Source organism: Corynebacterium sp. HMSC074C05, from assembly GCF_001838325.1.
In the GTDB taxonomy this organism is placed as follows: domain Bacteria; phylum Actinomycetota; class Actinomycetes; order Mycobacteriales; family Mycobacteriaceae; genus Corynebacterium; species Corynebacterium amycolatum.
On the sequence record NZ_KV836292.1, the window covers coordinates 229,170 to 245,114 of the forward strand.

General features: G+C 59.6%; 15 protein-coding genes and 1 pseudogene. 13 read left to right on the plus strand and 3 right to left on the minus strand.

Features of this window, described 5'->3' with window-relative positions; translation table 11 throughout:
* The 3 genes and pseudogenes from HMPREF3042_RS07220 to HMPREF3042_RS07230 all read left to right on the plus strand — a co-directional run.
* A pseudogene (locus HMPREF3042_RS07220) lies at positions 1 to 352 on the plus strand (cobyrinate a,c-diamide synthase); the annotation flags it as partial.
* Between the two features lie 10 nt (positions 353 to 362).
* Positions 363 to 1,454, plus strand: coding sequence for a uroporphyrinogen-III C-methyltransferase (cobA, locus tag HMPREF3042_RS07225; protein WP_070856681.1), 1,092 nt, complete (start codon positions 363 to 365; stop codon positions 1,452 to 1,454).
* A complete protein-coding gene (locus HMPREF3042_RS07230; RefSeq protein ID WP_246822365.1) occupies positions 1,447 to 1,728 on the plus strand; it encodes a hypothetical protein in 282 nt (93 codons plus the stop codon). The genes cobA and HMPREF3042_RS07230 overlap by 8 nt, the downstream gene beginning before the upstream one ends.
* Here HMPREF3042_RS07230 and HMPREF3042_RS07235 read toward each other — a convergent pair.
* Complete coding sequence (locus tag HMPREF3042_RS07235) at positions 1,725 to 2,462, minus strand: YaaA family protein (protein WP_070856756.1); 738 nt, start codon at positions 2,460 to 2,462, stop codon at positions 1,725 to 1,727. The genes HMPREF3042_RS07230 and HMPREF3042_RS07235 overlap by 4 nt on opposite strands.
* Positions 2,463 to 2,522: 60 nt before the next feature.
* Here HMPREF3042_RS07235 and HMPREF3042_RS07240 point away from each other — a divergent pair, with 60 nt between their 5' ends.
* The gene (locus HMPREF3042_RS07240; RefSeq protein WP_070856683.1) at positions 2,523 to 4,295 is read left to right on the plus strand and encodes a proline--tRNA ligase; all 1,773 of its coding nucleotides are present in this window, start codon (positions 2,523 to 2,525) and stop codon (positions 4,293 to 4,295) included.
* On the opposite strand, the gene HMPREF3042_RS07245 is transcribed toward HMPREF3042_RS07240, so the two are convergent.
* Positions 4,292 to 5,257, minus strand: coding sequence for a DUF4439 domain-containing protein (locus tag HMPREF3042_RS07245; protein WP_246822367.1), 966 nt, complete (start codon positions 5,255 to 5,257; stop codon positions 4,292 to 4,294). The two genes, HMPREF3042_RS07240 and HMPREF3042_RS07245, sit on opposite strands and share 4 nt — an antisense overlap.
* 101 nt (positions 5,258 to 5,358) lie before the next feature.
* Between HMPREF3042_RS07245 and rimP the strand changes: the two genes are divergently transcribed.
* The 9 genes from rimP (at position 5,359) to HMPREF3042_RS07290 (ending at position 14,917) form a co-directional block, all read left to right on the plus strand.
* Positions 5,359 to 5,931, plus strand: a complete 573-nt coding sequence (rimP, locus tag HMPREF3042_RS07250; protein WP_070856685.1) for a ribosome maturation factor RimP — start codon at positions 5,359 to 5,361, stop codon at positions 5,929 to 5,931.
* Positions 5,928 to 6,914 carry a transcription termination factor NusA gene (nusA, locus tag HMPREF3042_RS07255; RefSeq protein WP_070856686.1) on the plus strand — a complete coding sequence of 329 codons (987 nt, stop codon included), beginning with the start codon at positions 5,928 to 5,930 and terminating at the stop codon, positions 6,912 to 6,914. The genes rimP and nusA overlap by 4 nt, the downstream gene beginning before the upstream one ends.
* 174 nt (positions 6,915 to 7,088) lie before the next feature.
* Complete coding sequence (locus tag HMPREF3042_RS07260) at positions 7,089 to 7,481, plus strand: YlxR family protein (RefSeq protein ID WP_070852331.1); 393 nt, start codon at positions 7,089 to 7,091, stop codon at positions 7,479 to 7,481.
* A gap of 129 nt (positions 7,482 to 7,610) precedes the next feature.
* Complete coding sequence (infB, locus tag HMPREF3042_RS07265) at positions 7,611 to 10,391, plus strand: translation initiation factor IF-2 (RefSeq protein WP_070856687.1); 2,781 nt, start codon at positions 7,611 to 7,613, stop codon at positions 10,389 to 10,391.
* Between the two features lie 129 nt (positions 10,392 to 10,520).
* The gene (locus HMPREF3042_RS07270) at positions 10,521 to 10,946 is read left to right on the plus strand and encodes a hypothetical protein (RefSeq protein WP_210403440.1); all 426 of its coding nucleotides are present in this window, start codon (positions 10,521 to 10,523) and stop codon (positions 10,944 to 10,946) included.
* Between the two features lie 362 nt (positions 10,947 to 11,308).
* Positions 11,309 to 11,740, plus strand: a complete 432-nt coding sequence (gene rbfA, locus HMPREF3042_RS07275; protein WP_070852329.1) for a 30S ribosome-binding factor RbfA — start codon at positions 11,309 to 11,311, stop codon at positions 11,738 to 11,740.
* Positions 11,741 to 11,782: 42 nt separating this feature from the next.
* A complete protein-coding gene (locus HMPREF3042_RS07280; RefSeq protein ID WP_070852328.1) occupies positions 11,783 to 12,844 on the plus strand; it encodes a DHH family phosphoesterase in 1,062 nt (353 codons plus the stop codon).
* A 4-nt stretch (positions 12,845 to 12,848) separates the two neighbouring features.
* Positions 12,849 to 14,225: an MATE family efflux transporter gene (locus HMPREF3042_RS07285; protein ID WP_083327439.1), complete on the plus strand. Its 1,377-nt coding sequence runs from the start codon at positions 12,849 to 12,851 to the stop codon at positions 14,223 to 14,225.
* Positions 14,204 to 14,917, plus strand: coding sequence for a 4'-phosphopantetheinyl transferase family protein (locus HMPREF3042_RS07290; RefSeq protein ID WP_070856688.1), 714 nt, complete (start codon positions 14,204 to 14,206; stop codon positions 14,915 to 14,917). Before HMPREF3042_RS07285 ends, HMPREF3042_RS07290 begins: the two co-directional genes overlap by 22 nt.
* Positions 14,918 to 14,933: 16 nt before the next feature.
* Here the strand turns inward: HMPREF3042_RS07290 and truB are convergent, their stop codons facing one another.
* Positions 14,934 to 15,920, minus strand: coding sequence for a tRNA pseudouridine(55) synthase TruB (gene truB, locus HMPREF3042_RS07295; RefSeq protein ID WP_070856689.1), 987 nt, complete (start codon positions 15,918 to 15,920; stop codon positions 14,934 to 14,936).
* Positions 15,921 to 15,945: the final 25 nt, after the last annotated feature.

Consider the following 15,945-nt stretch of genomic DNA (forward strand, 5'->3'; position numbering starts at 1 on the left):
TGAAGATCTCGGTGGGCGCCGTATGTGTGGCATCATCCCGGGGCGAGCGCACATGGCACGGTTGAAGTTGGGGTACCGGGAGGCTGTGGCTCTGACTGATTCCGCATTGTGCCCGGTAGGTACGCGCGTGCGCGGTCACGAGTTCCACAAGACAGCGCTCACTGATGACACCGCAAGTGTCGCTGCTGCGGCCGGGTGGCAACCCGCCTGGGGTTGGCGTGGATACCAAGGCGAGACAGTTCGCGACGGCTTCGTTTCCGAGTCTGGGCGGATTCATGCCGGTTACCTGCATGTTCATCCGGTTGGTGCGCCGGGGAACGTCAGTCGCTTTGTTGCTTCGTGCGCCGGGTAAAGTATTAGCTATGAGTTTGCTTCTCAAAGACTACGGCGTGTTGGTGATTGGCGGTTCCACGGCTGCAGAGCGCGTGATTCCTCGGTTGTTGGACTCTGGCGCTGATGTCACTGTGTGTGAGGGTGGGGAAGTAACAACTGCGATTGAGGCCTGGGCTGCAGACGGCCGTATTAGTTTGACCCGCACTGGTTTTACCGAGGCGATGAGCTGGGGCAAGGCTCTCATGGTCTGCTGTGACGAGTCGGTGCTGCGTGAGGTGACACTCGAGGGACACCGCCGAGGTATTCTCGTCGACGATGAAACCGGGACATCCAGCCCGCTTACTCCTGTGGCACTGACCGGCCGTCGCGCGTCGCGCGCTGGGGATCTCGCTGGGCAGGTCGCACTCGTAGGCGGTGGCCCGGGCGATCCTGGTCTGATTACCGTTGAGGGGCGTCGCCTGCTCCGGCTTGCCGACGTCGTCGTTGCAGACCACCTCGGTCCACTGTCGCTGCTCGGTGACTTGGAGCCGGATGTCGAGATTATTGATGCCGGCAAGCTTCCTTACGGTCGCGCCATGGCTCAGGAGCGCATCAATGAACTGCTAGTTCATCGTGCCCGCGAGGGCTACTTTGTGGTCCGGCTCAAAGGTGGCGATCCGTACATCTTCGGCCGCGGTTTCGAAGAGCTTCAGGAGCTGCAGAAGGCAGGGGTACCGGTTCGAGTTGTGCCGGGTATCACCTCGGCGCTGGCGGTACCGGGGACGATTGGCATCCCAGTTACCATGCGTGGCGTCAACCACGAATTCACTGTCGTGTCCGGTCACGTCCCACCGGGGCACAAGACTTCGCTAGTCAATTGGGATGCGCTTGGCCGCATGCACGGCACTATTGCCATCATTATGGGAGTTAAGAACGGGCCGAAGATTGCCGAGGCTCTGATGAAGGCCGGCCGCAGCCCGAAGACTCCGGCAGCGGTCATCCAGGACGGTACGCTGCCGAATCAGCGATCCCTACGCTGCACACTCGGCGAGCTCGGCGAGAGAATGGTCGAAGAGGCAATCAAACCGCCCGCCGTTATCGTCATCGGTGAAGTCGCCGGTCTGGATGAGGGCGATGAGTAAGAACGACAGGTCGAGCAACAACAAGTCGAAGAAGCGTGAGCCACAGCAGCAAAAGGCAGGGTTTGTTACCCGACTGCTTGCCGACGATCAGCTGCGTAGCGCTATCTGGATGGGCGCTGCGACCTTCCTGGTGTTCTACCTCGGAGCCATGATCATCTTCCGCCTCCTTCTCCTCGGCGGAGAAGGCTCGCGATACGATAGCATTTTCATCGCTGTCATTGCGCTCATTGCTGCCATTGTGGCAGGTCGGAAGCGCTACAACGACGACATTTAGTTTTCCGGGACGCGGAAGATGAGGGTGCCGTCGTCAAGCGAGACGTCGTATCCTGCGGCGCGCGCGATATCGACGGCCTCTGTGGGGGAAGTCGGTGCCGTGTCGGAAAGGGCGATGGCGCGGGCAAATAGGCCCTTGTAGTGCTTGTTGAAGTGGCTGACGATTTTACCCTCTGCGGTGAGTACGGTCATCGTTGTCGCGGTCTTGACTTTGCCCAAATTGGCGTAGGTGCCGGAACGAAGGTCGATGAGGAAGTCGACATCATTGAGAGCCTCGGTGATGGCGGTGCCCCAGCGACGCTTCATCGTGGGAGCTGCGTCGGCAGGCTGATCCGCGAAGGGGAGCTTGACCGTGCCAGACAGACGGTAGCGGGGGATGAGGTCGTCCCCGCCAATGACGCCGAAGAGCGCTGACCCGATGGCGAGTCGAGCACGGCCGGTTTCCGGCAGGTCGCTGGGGGAGAGTGCGTCGTAGAGCACCCCGGTATAACGCTCGAGAGCCGGCATGGTCGGAGACTCTAGGAGCGCAGCATTAGCTGTGACTTCGTCAGCGAGACGTGGCCCCAGTTTCAGTGTTTCCATCGCGGCTTCCCTGTTCGCACTTAACGCCACGAGATCGGCTGCAATGCGCTCGCGGATGGGGTTGAGGGAGCCGAAGCTCAGCGAGGAAAAGTCCACTGCGGGATGGCTGCCACCAGTGGCTTTGGTTTCAGATGGGGGTAGGACTACGAGCATGGGCACCATAGTAATGCCCCGCATGTTGCGAAGAATGATCGACGGGTAAAATCAGCATTCATGATTACGCGAATGTCCCAGCTGTTCCTCCGCACACTGCGCGAGGATCCTGCTGACGCCGAGGTTCCTAGCCACAAGCTGCTCGTCCGTGCCGGCTACATCCGGCGAACTGCCCCTGGTGTGTACTCCTGGCTGCCACTGGGCTTGAAGGTTCTGCGCAACGTAGAGAAGGTTGTGCGCGAGGAGATGGAAGGCATTGGCGCACAGGAGCTGGCATTCCCTGCACTGCTCCCGCGTGAACCGTACGAGGCGACGAATCGGTGGACCGAATATGGCCCCGAGCTGTTCCGTCTGAAGGATCGCAAGGGCGCGGACTACCTGCTGGGGCCGACGCACGAAGAGATGTTCGCACTGGCTGTCAAGGATCTTTTCAGCTCCTACAAGGATTTCCCGACAACGCTGTTCCAGATTCAGACCAAGTACCGCGACGAGGCCCGCCCGCGCGCGGGTATTCTGCGTGGCCGCGAGTTCGTGATGAAGGACTCCTACTCCTTCGACATGGACGACGAGGGGCTGGAGAATTCTTATCAGCTGCACCGCGGTGCCTACCAGCGAATTTTTGACCGGCTGGGCATTAAGTACGAAATCTGCCACGCCACCTCCGGCGCTATGGGCGGTTCGGCCTCCGAGGAGTTCCTGGCTGTTAGCGAAAATGGCGAAGACTCCTTCGTAGTCTCCACCGACGGTGAGTACGCCGCCAACGTTGAAGCCGTGAGAATCCCGGCAGTCGAACCGCAGCCGATTGAGGGACAGCCGGAGGCGAAGGTTTACGAGTCTCCGAACTGCACCACCATTGCAGCGCTTGTTGATTGGGCCAATGGCGTGGACCTCGGACGCGAGGTCACCGCTGCCGATACTTTGAAGTGCGTTCTCGTCGCCGTCGACCCGAAGAAGGTCGATAAGGAGGGCAACGCCCTGCCGGAACAGCTGACCGCAATCCTGGTTCCCGGTGACCGTGAGGTCGATGAAAAGCGTCTCGAAGTCGCATTCGAACCGGGCGAGGTTCGCTTGTTAGAGGACAAGGACTTCGCAGCCAACGACTTCCTGGTCAAAGGCTACGTCGGCCCGCAGGGGCTCGCTGATTACGGCGTGAAGGTCCTAGCTGACCCACGCGTAGCGGAGGGCACGAATTGGATTACGGGAGCCAACGAGGAAGGCAAGCACATCGTCGATGTGGTCGCTGGCCGGGACTTCCAGATTGACGGTATTTGCGATGTCGCAGAGGTGCGTGACGGCGACCCGGCTCCGGAGGGGCACGGCACGCTAAAGATTGAGCGCGGCATCGAGATTGGTCACATTTTCCAGTTGGGCCGCAAGTACACCAACGCCTTTGAAATTGACATCCTCGATGTCAACGGTAAGCGTGCTCGTCCGACGATGGGGTCCTACGGCATTGGTGTGTCCCGTCTGGTCGCTGTCCTCGCAGAACAGCAGTTGGATGAAAAGGGTCTGAAGTGGCCAGTTGCCGCAGCACCGTACAAGGTTCACATCGCTGTGGCCGGTAAGAACGCCGAAGCAGCTGAGGCCGCTGAACGGCTGGCGGAAGACCTCAGTCAGCAGGGCATTGAGGTGCTTTTCGACGACCGTCCGAAGGTCAGCCCCGGTGTGAAGTTCAAGGACGCTGAGTTGCTGGGTATGCCGTTTGTGGTCATCTTTGGCCGTGGCTACGCGGACGGCAAGGTGGAGCTGCGTAACCGCCTGACCAACGAGACCGACGAGGTCGCCGCTGACGGCATTGCAGCTCACGTCGCGGAGCTGGTTCGCAAGGCTTAGAGTCCCGGCAGCGGCTCCAAGTTGTTGCCACCTAGCGCTGCCGCTCCGGCGGCAGCCACGCCAGCTGCCTGCAGTGCGAACATACGCATCCGAGGGTTATTGGCAGCGAGCAATACGTCTTCCCACGCCTGGGCGCAATAGCGCTCCAACGCAATCATGTAATCGACGGGTGCCGTATCCGGTGAAGGAGCATCTTCCGGCATATAGCCAGGTGCGCTCTCCGGCACCTCAACGTCGGAATCCTCCAAAATTAGCCGGGCACGATCGCGCAAAATACGGTGGCGCTCGCCACGAGCCAAAAGAGCAGTAGTGGTATCGCCTCCGACACGTGGTGCGGCGACGCCGACACCGTAAATCATCATGTATTCGGCTTGCAGTGCCTTAGTCATCTGTTCTTCGGCACCCGAAATTTCATCCCTGTCACTGGGAATCAATGGGACAAGCTCCTCCCACTCAGCGCCCGCAGCACGCAGTGCGAGGACCATACCGCCATCGATAGCCGTGGCAAGGCGTGCAGTATGCTCCTCCCGCAATGCAGTGCGTGAATCCAGGGCCTTTGCCAGTACGGGATTGTTTCGCGAGTCCGTGAGCAGTAATTTCGCATCGACACCGGTAGCCAGGGATCCTGGGACTGCTACGTCTGAGCCACATTCATTGACAGGTTTACCGTCCTTGTGGGTGCCGCAGGCGCGTGTGATTTCCTTATCCAGTTCGGTAACCTGCGCGGAGCGCACAGCTGCGAGGTCAGGATTGGCGTCGATAAGCGAATGTGCATCGCGCGCCGCCAACGCGTGGAGAACCTCAATGGCGTAATCCGGGCGTGGTGCCACCAGATGCGAGCACGCGGAAAGCGCGGGAAGTGACCCCACGGCGAGGGCAGCAGCGAGGAAGCCACGGCGCGAGAGAGTACGAGTGCGACGCGATGCGGAAGCAGAACTGGGGGCGGGAGGTTCAACAGTCACCTCACTATGGTGCCACGGCGGGCGGCACTTTGTATCAATGCGGTGCGTGGATAGTTCCCAGGTGCGCAATTCCTAGCACTTGACCTGTAGACTCTACGACTATGGCGATACCCGCACCCGAGAAAATTGAACAGTTTGTGAGCCCGGCGCTCGCACAAATCGGCCTGGATGTGGAAGATGTCAAGGTCGTTCGCGCCGGCGCAAAGTCACAGGTCATTGTGTTGGTTGACGCAGATGAGCGTCCTGACCTCGATGTTCTGGAACAGGCCACGCATGAAGTATCTTCCGCTCTGGATGCCGCGGAGGCACGTGGCGAAGCCGACTTCGGCGCTCAGGGCTACACCTTGGAAGTCTCCACTCCTGGTATTGACGCACCGCTGACCCAGCCACGGCACTGGCGCCGTAACCGTGGTCGCATTGCGGAAATTTCGCTTGCCGACGGTTCCGCGATTGCAGCCCGCATTGGTGCGCTGTCGCCGGATGAAGAATCCGTCATTCTCGTCACCTCTAAAGGGCCAAAGGGGCGGTTGAAGGCTGTTGGTCAGCGTGTCCAATTAACCAATGTGGCCCGTGCAGTGGTACAAGTTGAATTCTCTAATCCGCCCGCAGCCGAGAAAGATTTTGCGGGACTAGACTATGACGATGCCTTGACCAGGCTGGAGGATAACAAGTGAAGATTGAATTAGCTGCCCTGCGAACCTTGGAAAGGGAAAAGGGTATTCCTTTCGACGAAATGCTGGGACTGGTCGCCCGGGCATTGCGTGAAAGCTACCGTAGTACCACCGCACCGGCACAGTATGCGCGCGTCGAAATCGACCGTGAGACCGGTGACGTCATAGTCTTTGCTCAGGAGCGAGACGACGAGGGCAATCTCATCTCCGAATGGGACGACACTCCGGAGGACTTTGAGCGTACCGCTGCATTCGCCGTTCGTCAGACCATCCTTTCGCGTCTGCGGGATGCGGAAAGCGACAAGGTTCTCGACGAATACGCAGACCTGTCTAACCAGGTCATTTCCGGCGTGGTCCAGCGCGATGTCTATGCCAATGAAAAGGGCATTGTCGTCGTCCACATCGGTTCGGAGGCCAATGGTCGCGACGGTATTCTGATGCCGGCTGAGCAGCTGCCAGGTGAGGAACTCAAGCACGGTGACCGCATCAAGTGCTACGTCGTCGGTGTGAACAAGACACCGCGGGGCGTTGCGATTCACCTGTCACGCACGCACCCGGAGCTCATTCGTAAGCTCTTCGAACTTGAAGTTCCGGAAGTTGCCGATGGGGCAGTGGAATTGATTTCGATTGCACGCGAGGCTGGTCACCGCACCAAGGTTGCTGTACGTCCCACGGTCAAGGGGCTCAACGCTAAGGGCGCCTGCATCGGGCCGCGCGGTCAGCGTGTGAGCTCGATTATGAATGAGCTCAAGGGCGAGAAGATTGACATCATCGACTACGACGAGGATCCGGCGAAGTTCGTTGGTAACTCGCTGGCGCCAGCCAAGGTCGTTAGTGTCAAGATTTTGGACATGGATGAGCGCCGTGCACATGTTGTGGTGCCCGACTACCAGCTCTCGCTTGCTATCGGCAAGGAGGGACAGAATGCCCGTCTGGCGGCTCGTCTGACCGGCTGGCGAATCGATATCCACTCCGACGCGGAGTAGACGCAACGTCAGCGTCCCAGCGGTTGCGAAAGTGGCGGGAAAGTGCCTAGGGGGGGGTTGGCACTTTTCCGCCTTTTCGGGTTATGCTGGGAAGTGGCCAAACGACAAGGCGTGATTTTCCTATGCGAATTTTCGCGCTGAATCTCTTAGCAGGAAGGTGGGTGCGTCAGGAGTATGACGGCTTCGCGGGTGACAAACCCGAATTCGACAACTCATACACCTGCACCCACACGTACCTGTATTGCAACTAAGCAGCGTCGCAATTGCTCGGAGCTGCTGCGCATTGTCGCTACCACCCGTTCAGATGGCTCAGTAGCCGTCGTTGCTGATCCGCGTCGTCGGATGCAGGGACGAGGTGCCTGGATTACCCCAACACTAAAAGCTTGGGAGATCGCCGACAAGCGCCGTGCATTTGGCCGCGCACTGAAGGTATCTACGCAGGTAGATGCGTTTCCGGTTAAACAGTTTATCGCCACGCACTACGAAGTGGCGGAGGTTTTCGCCCCCGCTGACGATGTGCGTGTCGCTAAGCAGGGAGGCAGGAAAAATGACACCAGAAAGACCTGAACACTGATGAGCACACGATGAAGCATCAGCGATGAACGGCAATAGATAAGAGGGAGCCCTGCAGGCGCTCTCGGTGCGCGGACGAATCCGCCATCGGGCGCTGCTCGGCCCCCACTAGTGAGGAGAGCAGTGTCCGGAAAGCTACGTGTCCATGAGCTCGCTAAGCAGCTCGGGGTCACCAGCAAGGAACTACTCGCCGAGCTGAAGGCTCAGGGCGAGTTTGTTAAGACCGCTTCTTCGACGGTGGAACCACCCGTCGTCAGGAAGATGAAGAAGGTCTACGAAGAGAAGAATGCTGGTGCAGGTGCTGACGCGTCTGCACAGGCCCCAGCTACGAAGGCTGCAGCTAAGCCTGCTGCTAAGTCGGGTGCCAAGCCAGCAGCTAAGCCAGGTGCCAAGCCGGCTGCACCAGCGGCGGCAAAGCCGGGTGCCAAGCCAGCTACAAAGCCAGGTGCCAAGCCGGCTGCACCAGCGGCGGCAAAGCCGGGTGCCAAGCCAGCAGCACCGTCCCGTTCGCCGAAGCCGGGACAGGAAATGCCACGCCCGCCGAAGCCTGCTGGCCCGAAGCCGGGGCCGAAGCCAGGCGCACGCGCACCGCGTGTGGCGAACAACCCATTCTCGACCGGCGGATCGTCCCGTCCGGCACCGCGGCCGTCCAACATGCCGCGTCCGCAGGGCGGTCCTGGCCGTCCGGGTCCGAAGCCGGGTGGACGCCAGGGTGGCCCTCGCCCGCAGGGTGGAAACGGCCGTCCGGGGCCGAAGCCAGGAGCACGTCAAGGTGGCCCGCGTCCGCAAGGTGGACAGGGCCGCGGTAATAAGCCGGGAGGCAATCGCCCGACTCCGGCGATGATGCCTTCGCACCCGAACCCGGGACAGATGCCTGCAAAGGCAAGCCGCGGTGGTGGTGGCGGTGGCTTCGGCGGCCGTGGTCGCGGCCCAGGTGGTCCGGGTGGTGGACCGCGCGGTGGTCGCGGCGGACGTCGCGGTGGAACTGCAGGCGCATTCGGGCGGCCAGGAGGCGCCCCGCGTCGCGGACGCAAGTCGAAGCGTCAGAAGCGCAACGAGTACGAGGCAATGCAGGCACCATCCGTGGTGGGTGGCGTCAAGCTGCCTAACGGTAAGGGCAAGACCATTCGCCTCGCACGCGGCGCATCGTTGTCCGACTTCGCTGAGAAGATCAATGCCGATGCCGCAGCACTGGTTCAGGCATTGTTCAACCTCGGTGAAATGGTTACGGCAACTGCATCGGTATCCGACGAGACCCTGCAGCTGCTCGGCGACGAGATGGATTACAAGGTCCAGGTTGTTTCGCCAGAGGATGAGGACCGCGAACTGCTTGAATCCTTCGACCTCCAATTCGGTGAGGATGAGGGCGACGATGAGGACCTGGAACAGCGCCCGCCAGTGGTAACTGTGATGGGTCACGTCGACCACGGTAAGACGCGCCTGTTGGACACGATTCGTAAGGCCAACGTTGGTGGCCACGAGTCCGGTGGTATTACCCAGCACATCGGTGCCTACCAGGTGCCGGTGGAGCTCGACGGCGAGAAGCGCAAGGTTACCTTCTTGGATACCCCTGGTCACGAGGCGTTTACCGCCATGCGTGCTCGTGGTGCCAAGTCGACCGATATCGCGATTCTGGTTGTTGCAGCTGATGACGGCGTCATGCCGCAGACGGTTGAGGCTATTAACCACGCCAAGGCCGCTGATGTGCCGATTGTCGTTGCAGTCAACAAGATTGATAAGGAAACTGCAGATCCGCAGAAGATTCGTGGTCAGCTGACTGAATACGGTCTCACTGACGAAGAGTGGGGCGGCGACACTATGTTCGTCGATATCTCCGCTAAGCAGGGCCTCAACATCGATCAGCTTCTCGAAGCAGTGCTGTTGACTGCCGACGCGTCGTTGGATCTGCGCGCGAACCCGGATATGGACGCTCAGGGTGTCGCCATTGAGGCTCACCTTGACCGCGGCCGTGGTCCGGTGGCAACCGTTATCGTTCAGCGCGGTACGTTGCGCGTCGGTGACTCCATCGTTGTCGGTGACGCATATGGTCGTGTTCGCCGCATGGTCGATGAGTACGGCAACGACGTCGATGAGGCCGGTCCTTCCCGTCCGGTTCAGGTGCTCGGCCTGACCTCCGTACCGGGTGCTGGTGACAACCTCCTGGTCGTTGACGAGGATCGTACGGCCCGCCAGATTGCAGACCGCCGCGACGCACGTCGTCGTAATGCACTGCAGGCACGTCGTCGCAAGCGCGTCTCCCTGGAGAACCTGGACGAGATCCTGAAGGAGACCAACACCCTCAACCTGATCCTGAAGGGCGACAACGCCGGTACCGTCGAGGCACTGGAAGAAGCCCTGCTCAAGATCGAGGTCGACGACGAGGTCGCACTGAACATCATCGACCGTGGTGTCGGTGCTGTTACTCAGACCAACGTCACGCTGGCTGCTGCGTCTGACGCAGTCATCATCGGCTTCAACGTTCGCTCCGAGGGTAAGGCCACAGAGGTTGCCAACGCTGAGGGCGTTGACATCCGCTACTACACGGTGATTTACCGTGCTATCGAGGATGTCGAGGCTGCTCTGAAGGGCATGCTCAAGCCGGTCTACGAGGAGAAGGAGATTGGTCGTGCAGAGATTCGCGCCATCTTCAAGTCCTCCGCAGTTGGCCTCATCGCCGGCTGTATGGTCGAGTCCGGCAAGGTCCGCCGCAACGCGAAGGCTCGCCTGGTTCGTGACGGCAACGTCATTACGGATTCGGCGACTATCGAGTCGCTGAAGCGAGAGAAGGACGATGCTACCGAGGTGGCAGCCGGTTACGAGTGCGGTATGGTGCTGTCTTACCCGGACATCCAGGTGGACGACGTTATCGAGGTCTACGAGATGGTCGAGGTTCCGCGCACGTAGCAACGTAGGCTAAACACTGCGTGAACTTTGATAAGGCGCTCCCTTCGGGGAGCGCCTTTTTGCGTAGCGTTTGGGCCAACGCTGCTTTTCGGGACCAACAACGTATACGACCTTATTGAGGACGCAGCGTTGGCGAATGATCCTCGTGCAAGTTGGTCACTGTGCATCAATAGTGTTGTCGATTTGTGCCACTATAAGACTCCCACCAGAGAATTAGGGGCAAGCTGCGAAGACTATGATTTTGACATGCAGCGGTTTTTCAGTTCGGGAAGGCTGTTGGATTTCGAGGTACCGTTCGCTAATGGTGAACACGTCGAGGTACTACATCCGACGTATGTGACTGAATGGGAACAAACCCATGGCAGCGTGGCGCCCAAGGATAAAAACGGTGAGGTAAGTTATCTTTTTCATCCGCTGGAGCTAGGTAATGCTGCGGTTAAATGGATTTTTGGTATCGAGGGAGAAACACCATTGCAGGACAGCGTGATGGGTTCACTGTCTGACTGTTCTCATGTTAATGGGTTACCGATGTACAGCTTCGTGGAGCGCCGTTAAGAGCGTACGGGTAGGCTGCGTTTCAGCTGCGCAATTCCGTAGTAGCGACTCCCCATGCCGTCGATGACATCGATGGTGGTGGCAGTGTTGTCGTGATGATTAATGGGTTAATAACAAAGGGCGAGCGTGCGGCGAAGCAAGTGACTGCACCCGGTAGACGGGCTTAGGTGAAGTCGCGAAAAATGCGGTTCGAAGTTGAGTAGTGTTTTGCGTGTTAGTATTAGCAGTCCTTTGTATTGAACCGTTTTTGCCGGATTCCAAATGGGTGTTTGTCAGCGAAGGGGCACTTCAGGCCTCACGCTATATGGGGTCTAGCTACGAATGGTTGCGCACAGATATAGATAGATAGGGAGTAGCCGAAAATGGCAGATCCAGCACGCGCGCGCAGGCTGTCCAAGCGTATTCAGGAGATTGTCGCCAGCGCAATTGAGCGTGAGATTAAGGACCGGCGTCTGGAGTTCGTGACTATCACCGACTGCCGCGTCACCGGCGATTTGCACGACGCCACAGTCTTTTACACTGTGCGCGGACGTACGCTCGACGAGGAACCGGACTACGAGTCGGCAGCAGCAGCGCTGGAAAAGGCGAAGGGGCAGCTGCGTTCCCTAGTCGGTCGTGGCACCGGTGTGCGCTACACACCGACGCTGGCTTTTGAGGTTGACACGGTGCCGGAAATTTCCGCGCACCTTGAGGCGCTGCTTGATAAGACTCGCGCGCGCGACGCGGAATTGGCTGAGCAGGCCAGAAACGCAAAGCCCGCAGGCGATGCCAACCCATACCGCGACGAGGAGTAAAACTCTCCACCGGCCACATCTATCGATGAAAGGGGCACCCACGTGACCACTTCTCCGCAGGCTCAGGAGCAGGCAGCTCACCAGCTTTCCCAGGCGATTAATCGCCGCATGTCCAAGCCGATTCAGCAGATGCAGGATATGCTTGCCGACGCTAAGAAAGTCGGCGTCATTGCCCATGTTCACCCCGATGCGGATGCGATTGGTGCCGCGTCTGCTATGGTCATGGCACTTGTACAGCGTGGCATTTCGGCTGTCGCCAGCTACGGTGAGAGCGATTTGCCTGCCAAGTCGCTGCTGACCATCCCCGGATGGGAACGCTTCGTCGAGTACACGGACCTGGATGAAGACATTGACACGTGGGTGACTGTCGACTGCGCAAGCCCGGGGCGTCTCGGTGCGCTCGAAGATCGCGTGATGGCCTCCGATCGCGTTATCAATGTTGACCATCACGCGACCAACACTCGCTTTGGGTCCGTCAACATGATTGATGAACTCGCAGAGTCCTCGACCATGGTGCTCCTGGACTTCTTTGGTGTCTGGGGTATCAAGCTGACCACGCCGATGGCTCATGCTCTCTACGCCGGGCTGTTGACGGATACCGCGTCGTTCCAGTTCGGCCGTTCTCGCATGCACACTGCAGCGGCGCGCCTGCTGGATAAGGGGCTCGATCCGCGCACGATTGGTGCACAGCTGCTGGAAGAGCATCCGTTTGCCTACCTGCCGTTCCTGGGCACGGTGCTTTCCACCGCGACATTGGTGCCCGAGTGGGGCGACGGCGCAGGCCTAATCCACGTCGTCATTGAGTACGACCAGACCGCCGAAGTTGGCCACGATGAGATTGAATCGGTCGTGGACATTGTGCGTACGACCAATGCGGCCGATGTCTGTGCGGTACTTAAGGAGTATGAGCCAGGCCAGTGGGCGGTCTCGCTGCGTTCTCGCGAGCTTGTCGATGTCTCCCAGGTCGCCCTGGAAATTGGCGGCGGTGGCCACGAGCGCGCAGCCGGTCTGACTCGCGATTGCAGCAAGGATGAGCTGCTGCAAGCCATCCTGGACACCAGCGATGTCGCAGCCCAGGCACGCCGAGGCACAAGCGAGGCCTAGGGGATTGTCGGACTCGCGAGAAACTCAGGAGCGCACTGAGATTGAGCAAACTGGCATAGAGCGAACTGGGCACAGTGCAAAGTCAGATGTCAGCCTTCGCGCAATCGTTTCGCTTGCGCTGCCAGCGTTGGGCGTTCTTGCCGCGCCCGCACTCTATGTGCTGCTGGACACGGCCGTCATTGGTCGGCTCGGCGCTGTCCAACTAGCTGCACTGGCCGCTGGTTCGACGGTGTTTTCCGTGGTGACTACGCAGCTTACTTTCTTGGCTTACGGCACGACTGCCCGATCAGCACGAGCCTTTGGCAGGGGCAACGTGGACGAGGCGGTCGAAGAGGGACTGCAAGCGACATGGGTCGCCATCTTTGTGGGCCTTAGCCTTTTTGCCATCATCGTGGGGTTGGCACCGGTATTTACCGGTTGGTTAGCTCCTCATCCGGAGGTCGCTCATGATGCCGGGCAATGGTTGCGAGTTGCTGCTTTCGCCATTCCGCTGACGTTGATTGCGCAGGCTGGAAATGGTTGGTTACGAGGTATCCAAAACACCCGCTCGCCGCTGCTATTTGTGCTCTCAGGCCTTGTTCCGGCCGCCATTGTGATTGTGCCTCTGGTCCGCGCCTTCGGTCTCGAGGGCTCTGCAATGGCCGTTCTTTTCGGCGAATTGATTACCGGCGGGCTGTTCCTCCGCAGTCTTTTCAAAGAGTGCTCTAACCGCAAGCTCTCCATGCGCCCGAGTGGCGCCATTATCAAAAGCCAGCTGGTCCTCGGTCGCGATCTCATCGTTCGCTCCTTGTCCTTCCAGGTAGCGTTCCTCTCTGCCGCGGCGGTTGCTGGCCGCGTTGGGCCGACCACGCTAGGTGGGCACCAGGTCATGCTGCAACTGTGGAATCTGATCTCGTTGGTGCTCGACTCGTTAGCGATTGCTGCACAGACGCTCGTCGGTGCAGCGTTGGGCGGTAGCTCCACGGCCGTTGCCCGCTGGACTGGCAAGCGAGTTACTGTCTGGTCAAGCGTCATTGCTCTCGGCCTAGCGGCCGTCTTCGCAGTGGGTAATGCCAGTATCGTCCGCATTTTTACCGACTCCATAGGCGTGATTGACGCAGTCACCGCCGGACCATGGTGGATTCTTGTCGCAATGATTCCTATCGGCGGTGTCGTCTTCGCGCTCGATGGCGTGTTGCTCGGCGCCGGCGACGCAGCCTTCCTCCGTAACGCCACCGTTAGCGCGGTCCTGTGCGGATTCCTCCCACCGGTCTGGCTGGCTCAGGCATTTGGCTGGGGGCTGACCGGCGTATGGTGCGGTCTCTTGGCATTCATGATTCTGCGACTCATCTTTGTCGCTACCCGTTTCCGTGGAGAGAAATGGTACGGCATCAGCGCATGAGTGTGCTTGCCGACGTCGAGGAGTACCTGGCCGGGCATTTACCCGCCGGTAGCCGGCTGGTCATTGACTCCAATGCCGAGCGTCCTTTTAGTGATGCGGAATTGCAGCAGCTCCGTACTGCTGAATTGAGCCTGCCGGATAGTGCAGCACCTGTTCGAATCCGTGATTTCACCCGAGGGCGCCTCGCTGCGCATGAGACGTTGCGACGGCTAGGAGAGCCTGCCCCAGGTGGGATTGGAATGTCGACCACCGGAGCGCCGCTGTGGCCGCGAGGAGTCGTGGGGTCAATTAGCCACTGCGACGGGGCCGTGGCAGCTGTGTCCGCGAGCGCTGAACAGCTGCAGGGGATTGGCATCGATGTCGAGGTCGAGCAGACTCTAGAGTTAGGAATCATCGATGCAGTCTTGCGCACTGACGAAGCTCGCCTGGATCCGCTGGTGCAATTTAGCGCCAAGGAATCAGTGTACAAACTCTGGGAGCCGATACTCGGGCAGTGGCTAGACTTCGACGAAGTTTCCGTGCAACCGAGGAAGAGACGGATAGCAGCGCGAGGTTTTTCCCGAGGACTCGCAGGCGGACCTCTACAGCTAACATTTCACCGTGAGATTCCCGACGCCTTCCGAGGAGTAAAGGGCTTCTGGGCTCGCGGTGCAGGCATCGTTGCCACCGCGGTGTGGCTCGAGCAGTCTTAAAAGCCTTGAGAAGTAGCTACAGCGTGGCCGGGCGTACCACGAAGACCGTCTTGGCCCGTTTGCCGGATTCTGTGAGCAGCGCCGGGACCTTTCCCGTTGGAGACACCGCCGCATAGACTCCAGGTTTTCCGATTGGCTCCAGCCACTTGCCCTGAGCCAAATCAGCCGCCTGCTGTTCAGTAATTTCGCGGGTATCAAAGCAACGCAGGCAGGCCGCGTCCAGACTCATCGGCAGCAAGGAAGCGGCGCGCTCCGGAAGGGGGCGTCGCATCTCCGCAATTTCTGGATTGGCGGTGTCGAATTGCTCGGCTTTCGCTGTGAGCTCGTCGATAGTCAATGCTTCTTCAATAGTGAAAACGCCGGCGGCAGTACGTCGTAGAGCGGTGAGATGACCACCGACTCCCAGTGCATCCCCCAAGTCACGAGCTAATGCTCGGATGAAAGTGCCGGCAGAGCAGTCGACCTCCACGTCGATATCGATGCACTCCCCGGGACGGGAAGGATCGGAGTCGTGGCGGATGTCCAGAACCTCATAGCGGGTGATTGTCACCGGGCGCGCTGGGATATCGACCTTCTCGCCACGGCGGATGCGCTCGTAGGCGCGGACACCGTCAATCTTCACTGCGGATACCGCCGCAGGTTTTTGCATGATCGTGCCGGTGAACTTCGCAATTTCCTCTCGAACCATTTCATCGGTCACCGATGCCGCTGACGATTCGGAGAGCAACTCGCCTTCGGCGTCGTCGGTAAGTGTGGCAGCGCCGAGCCGAATGGTGGCTTGGTAGGACTTCGTGTCCGCGTGGACATGCGGTAGGAAACGCGTGCCACGGCCGATGCCGAGGACGAGCACACCGGTGGCCATTGGGTCGAGGGTGCCGGAGTGGCCGACCTTCTTGGTGCGGAAGATTCGACGGAGTTTGCCCACTACATCGTGGCTTGTCCAGCCTTGGGGCTTGTCGACGATGACAATGCCGGAGTCTGCAATCGGATCGAAGTCGGTCATAGACGCAATCCTATGTTGCGCTATA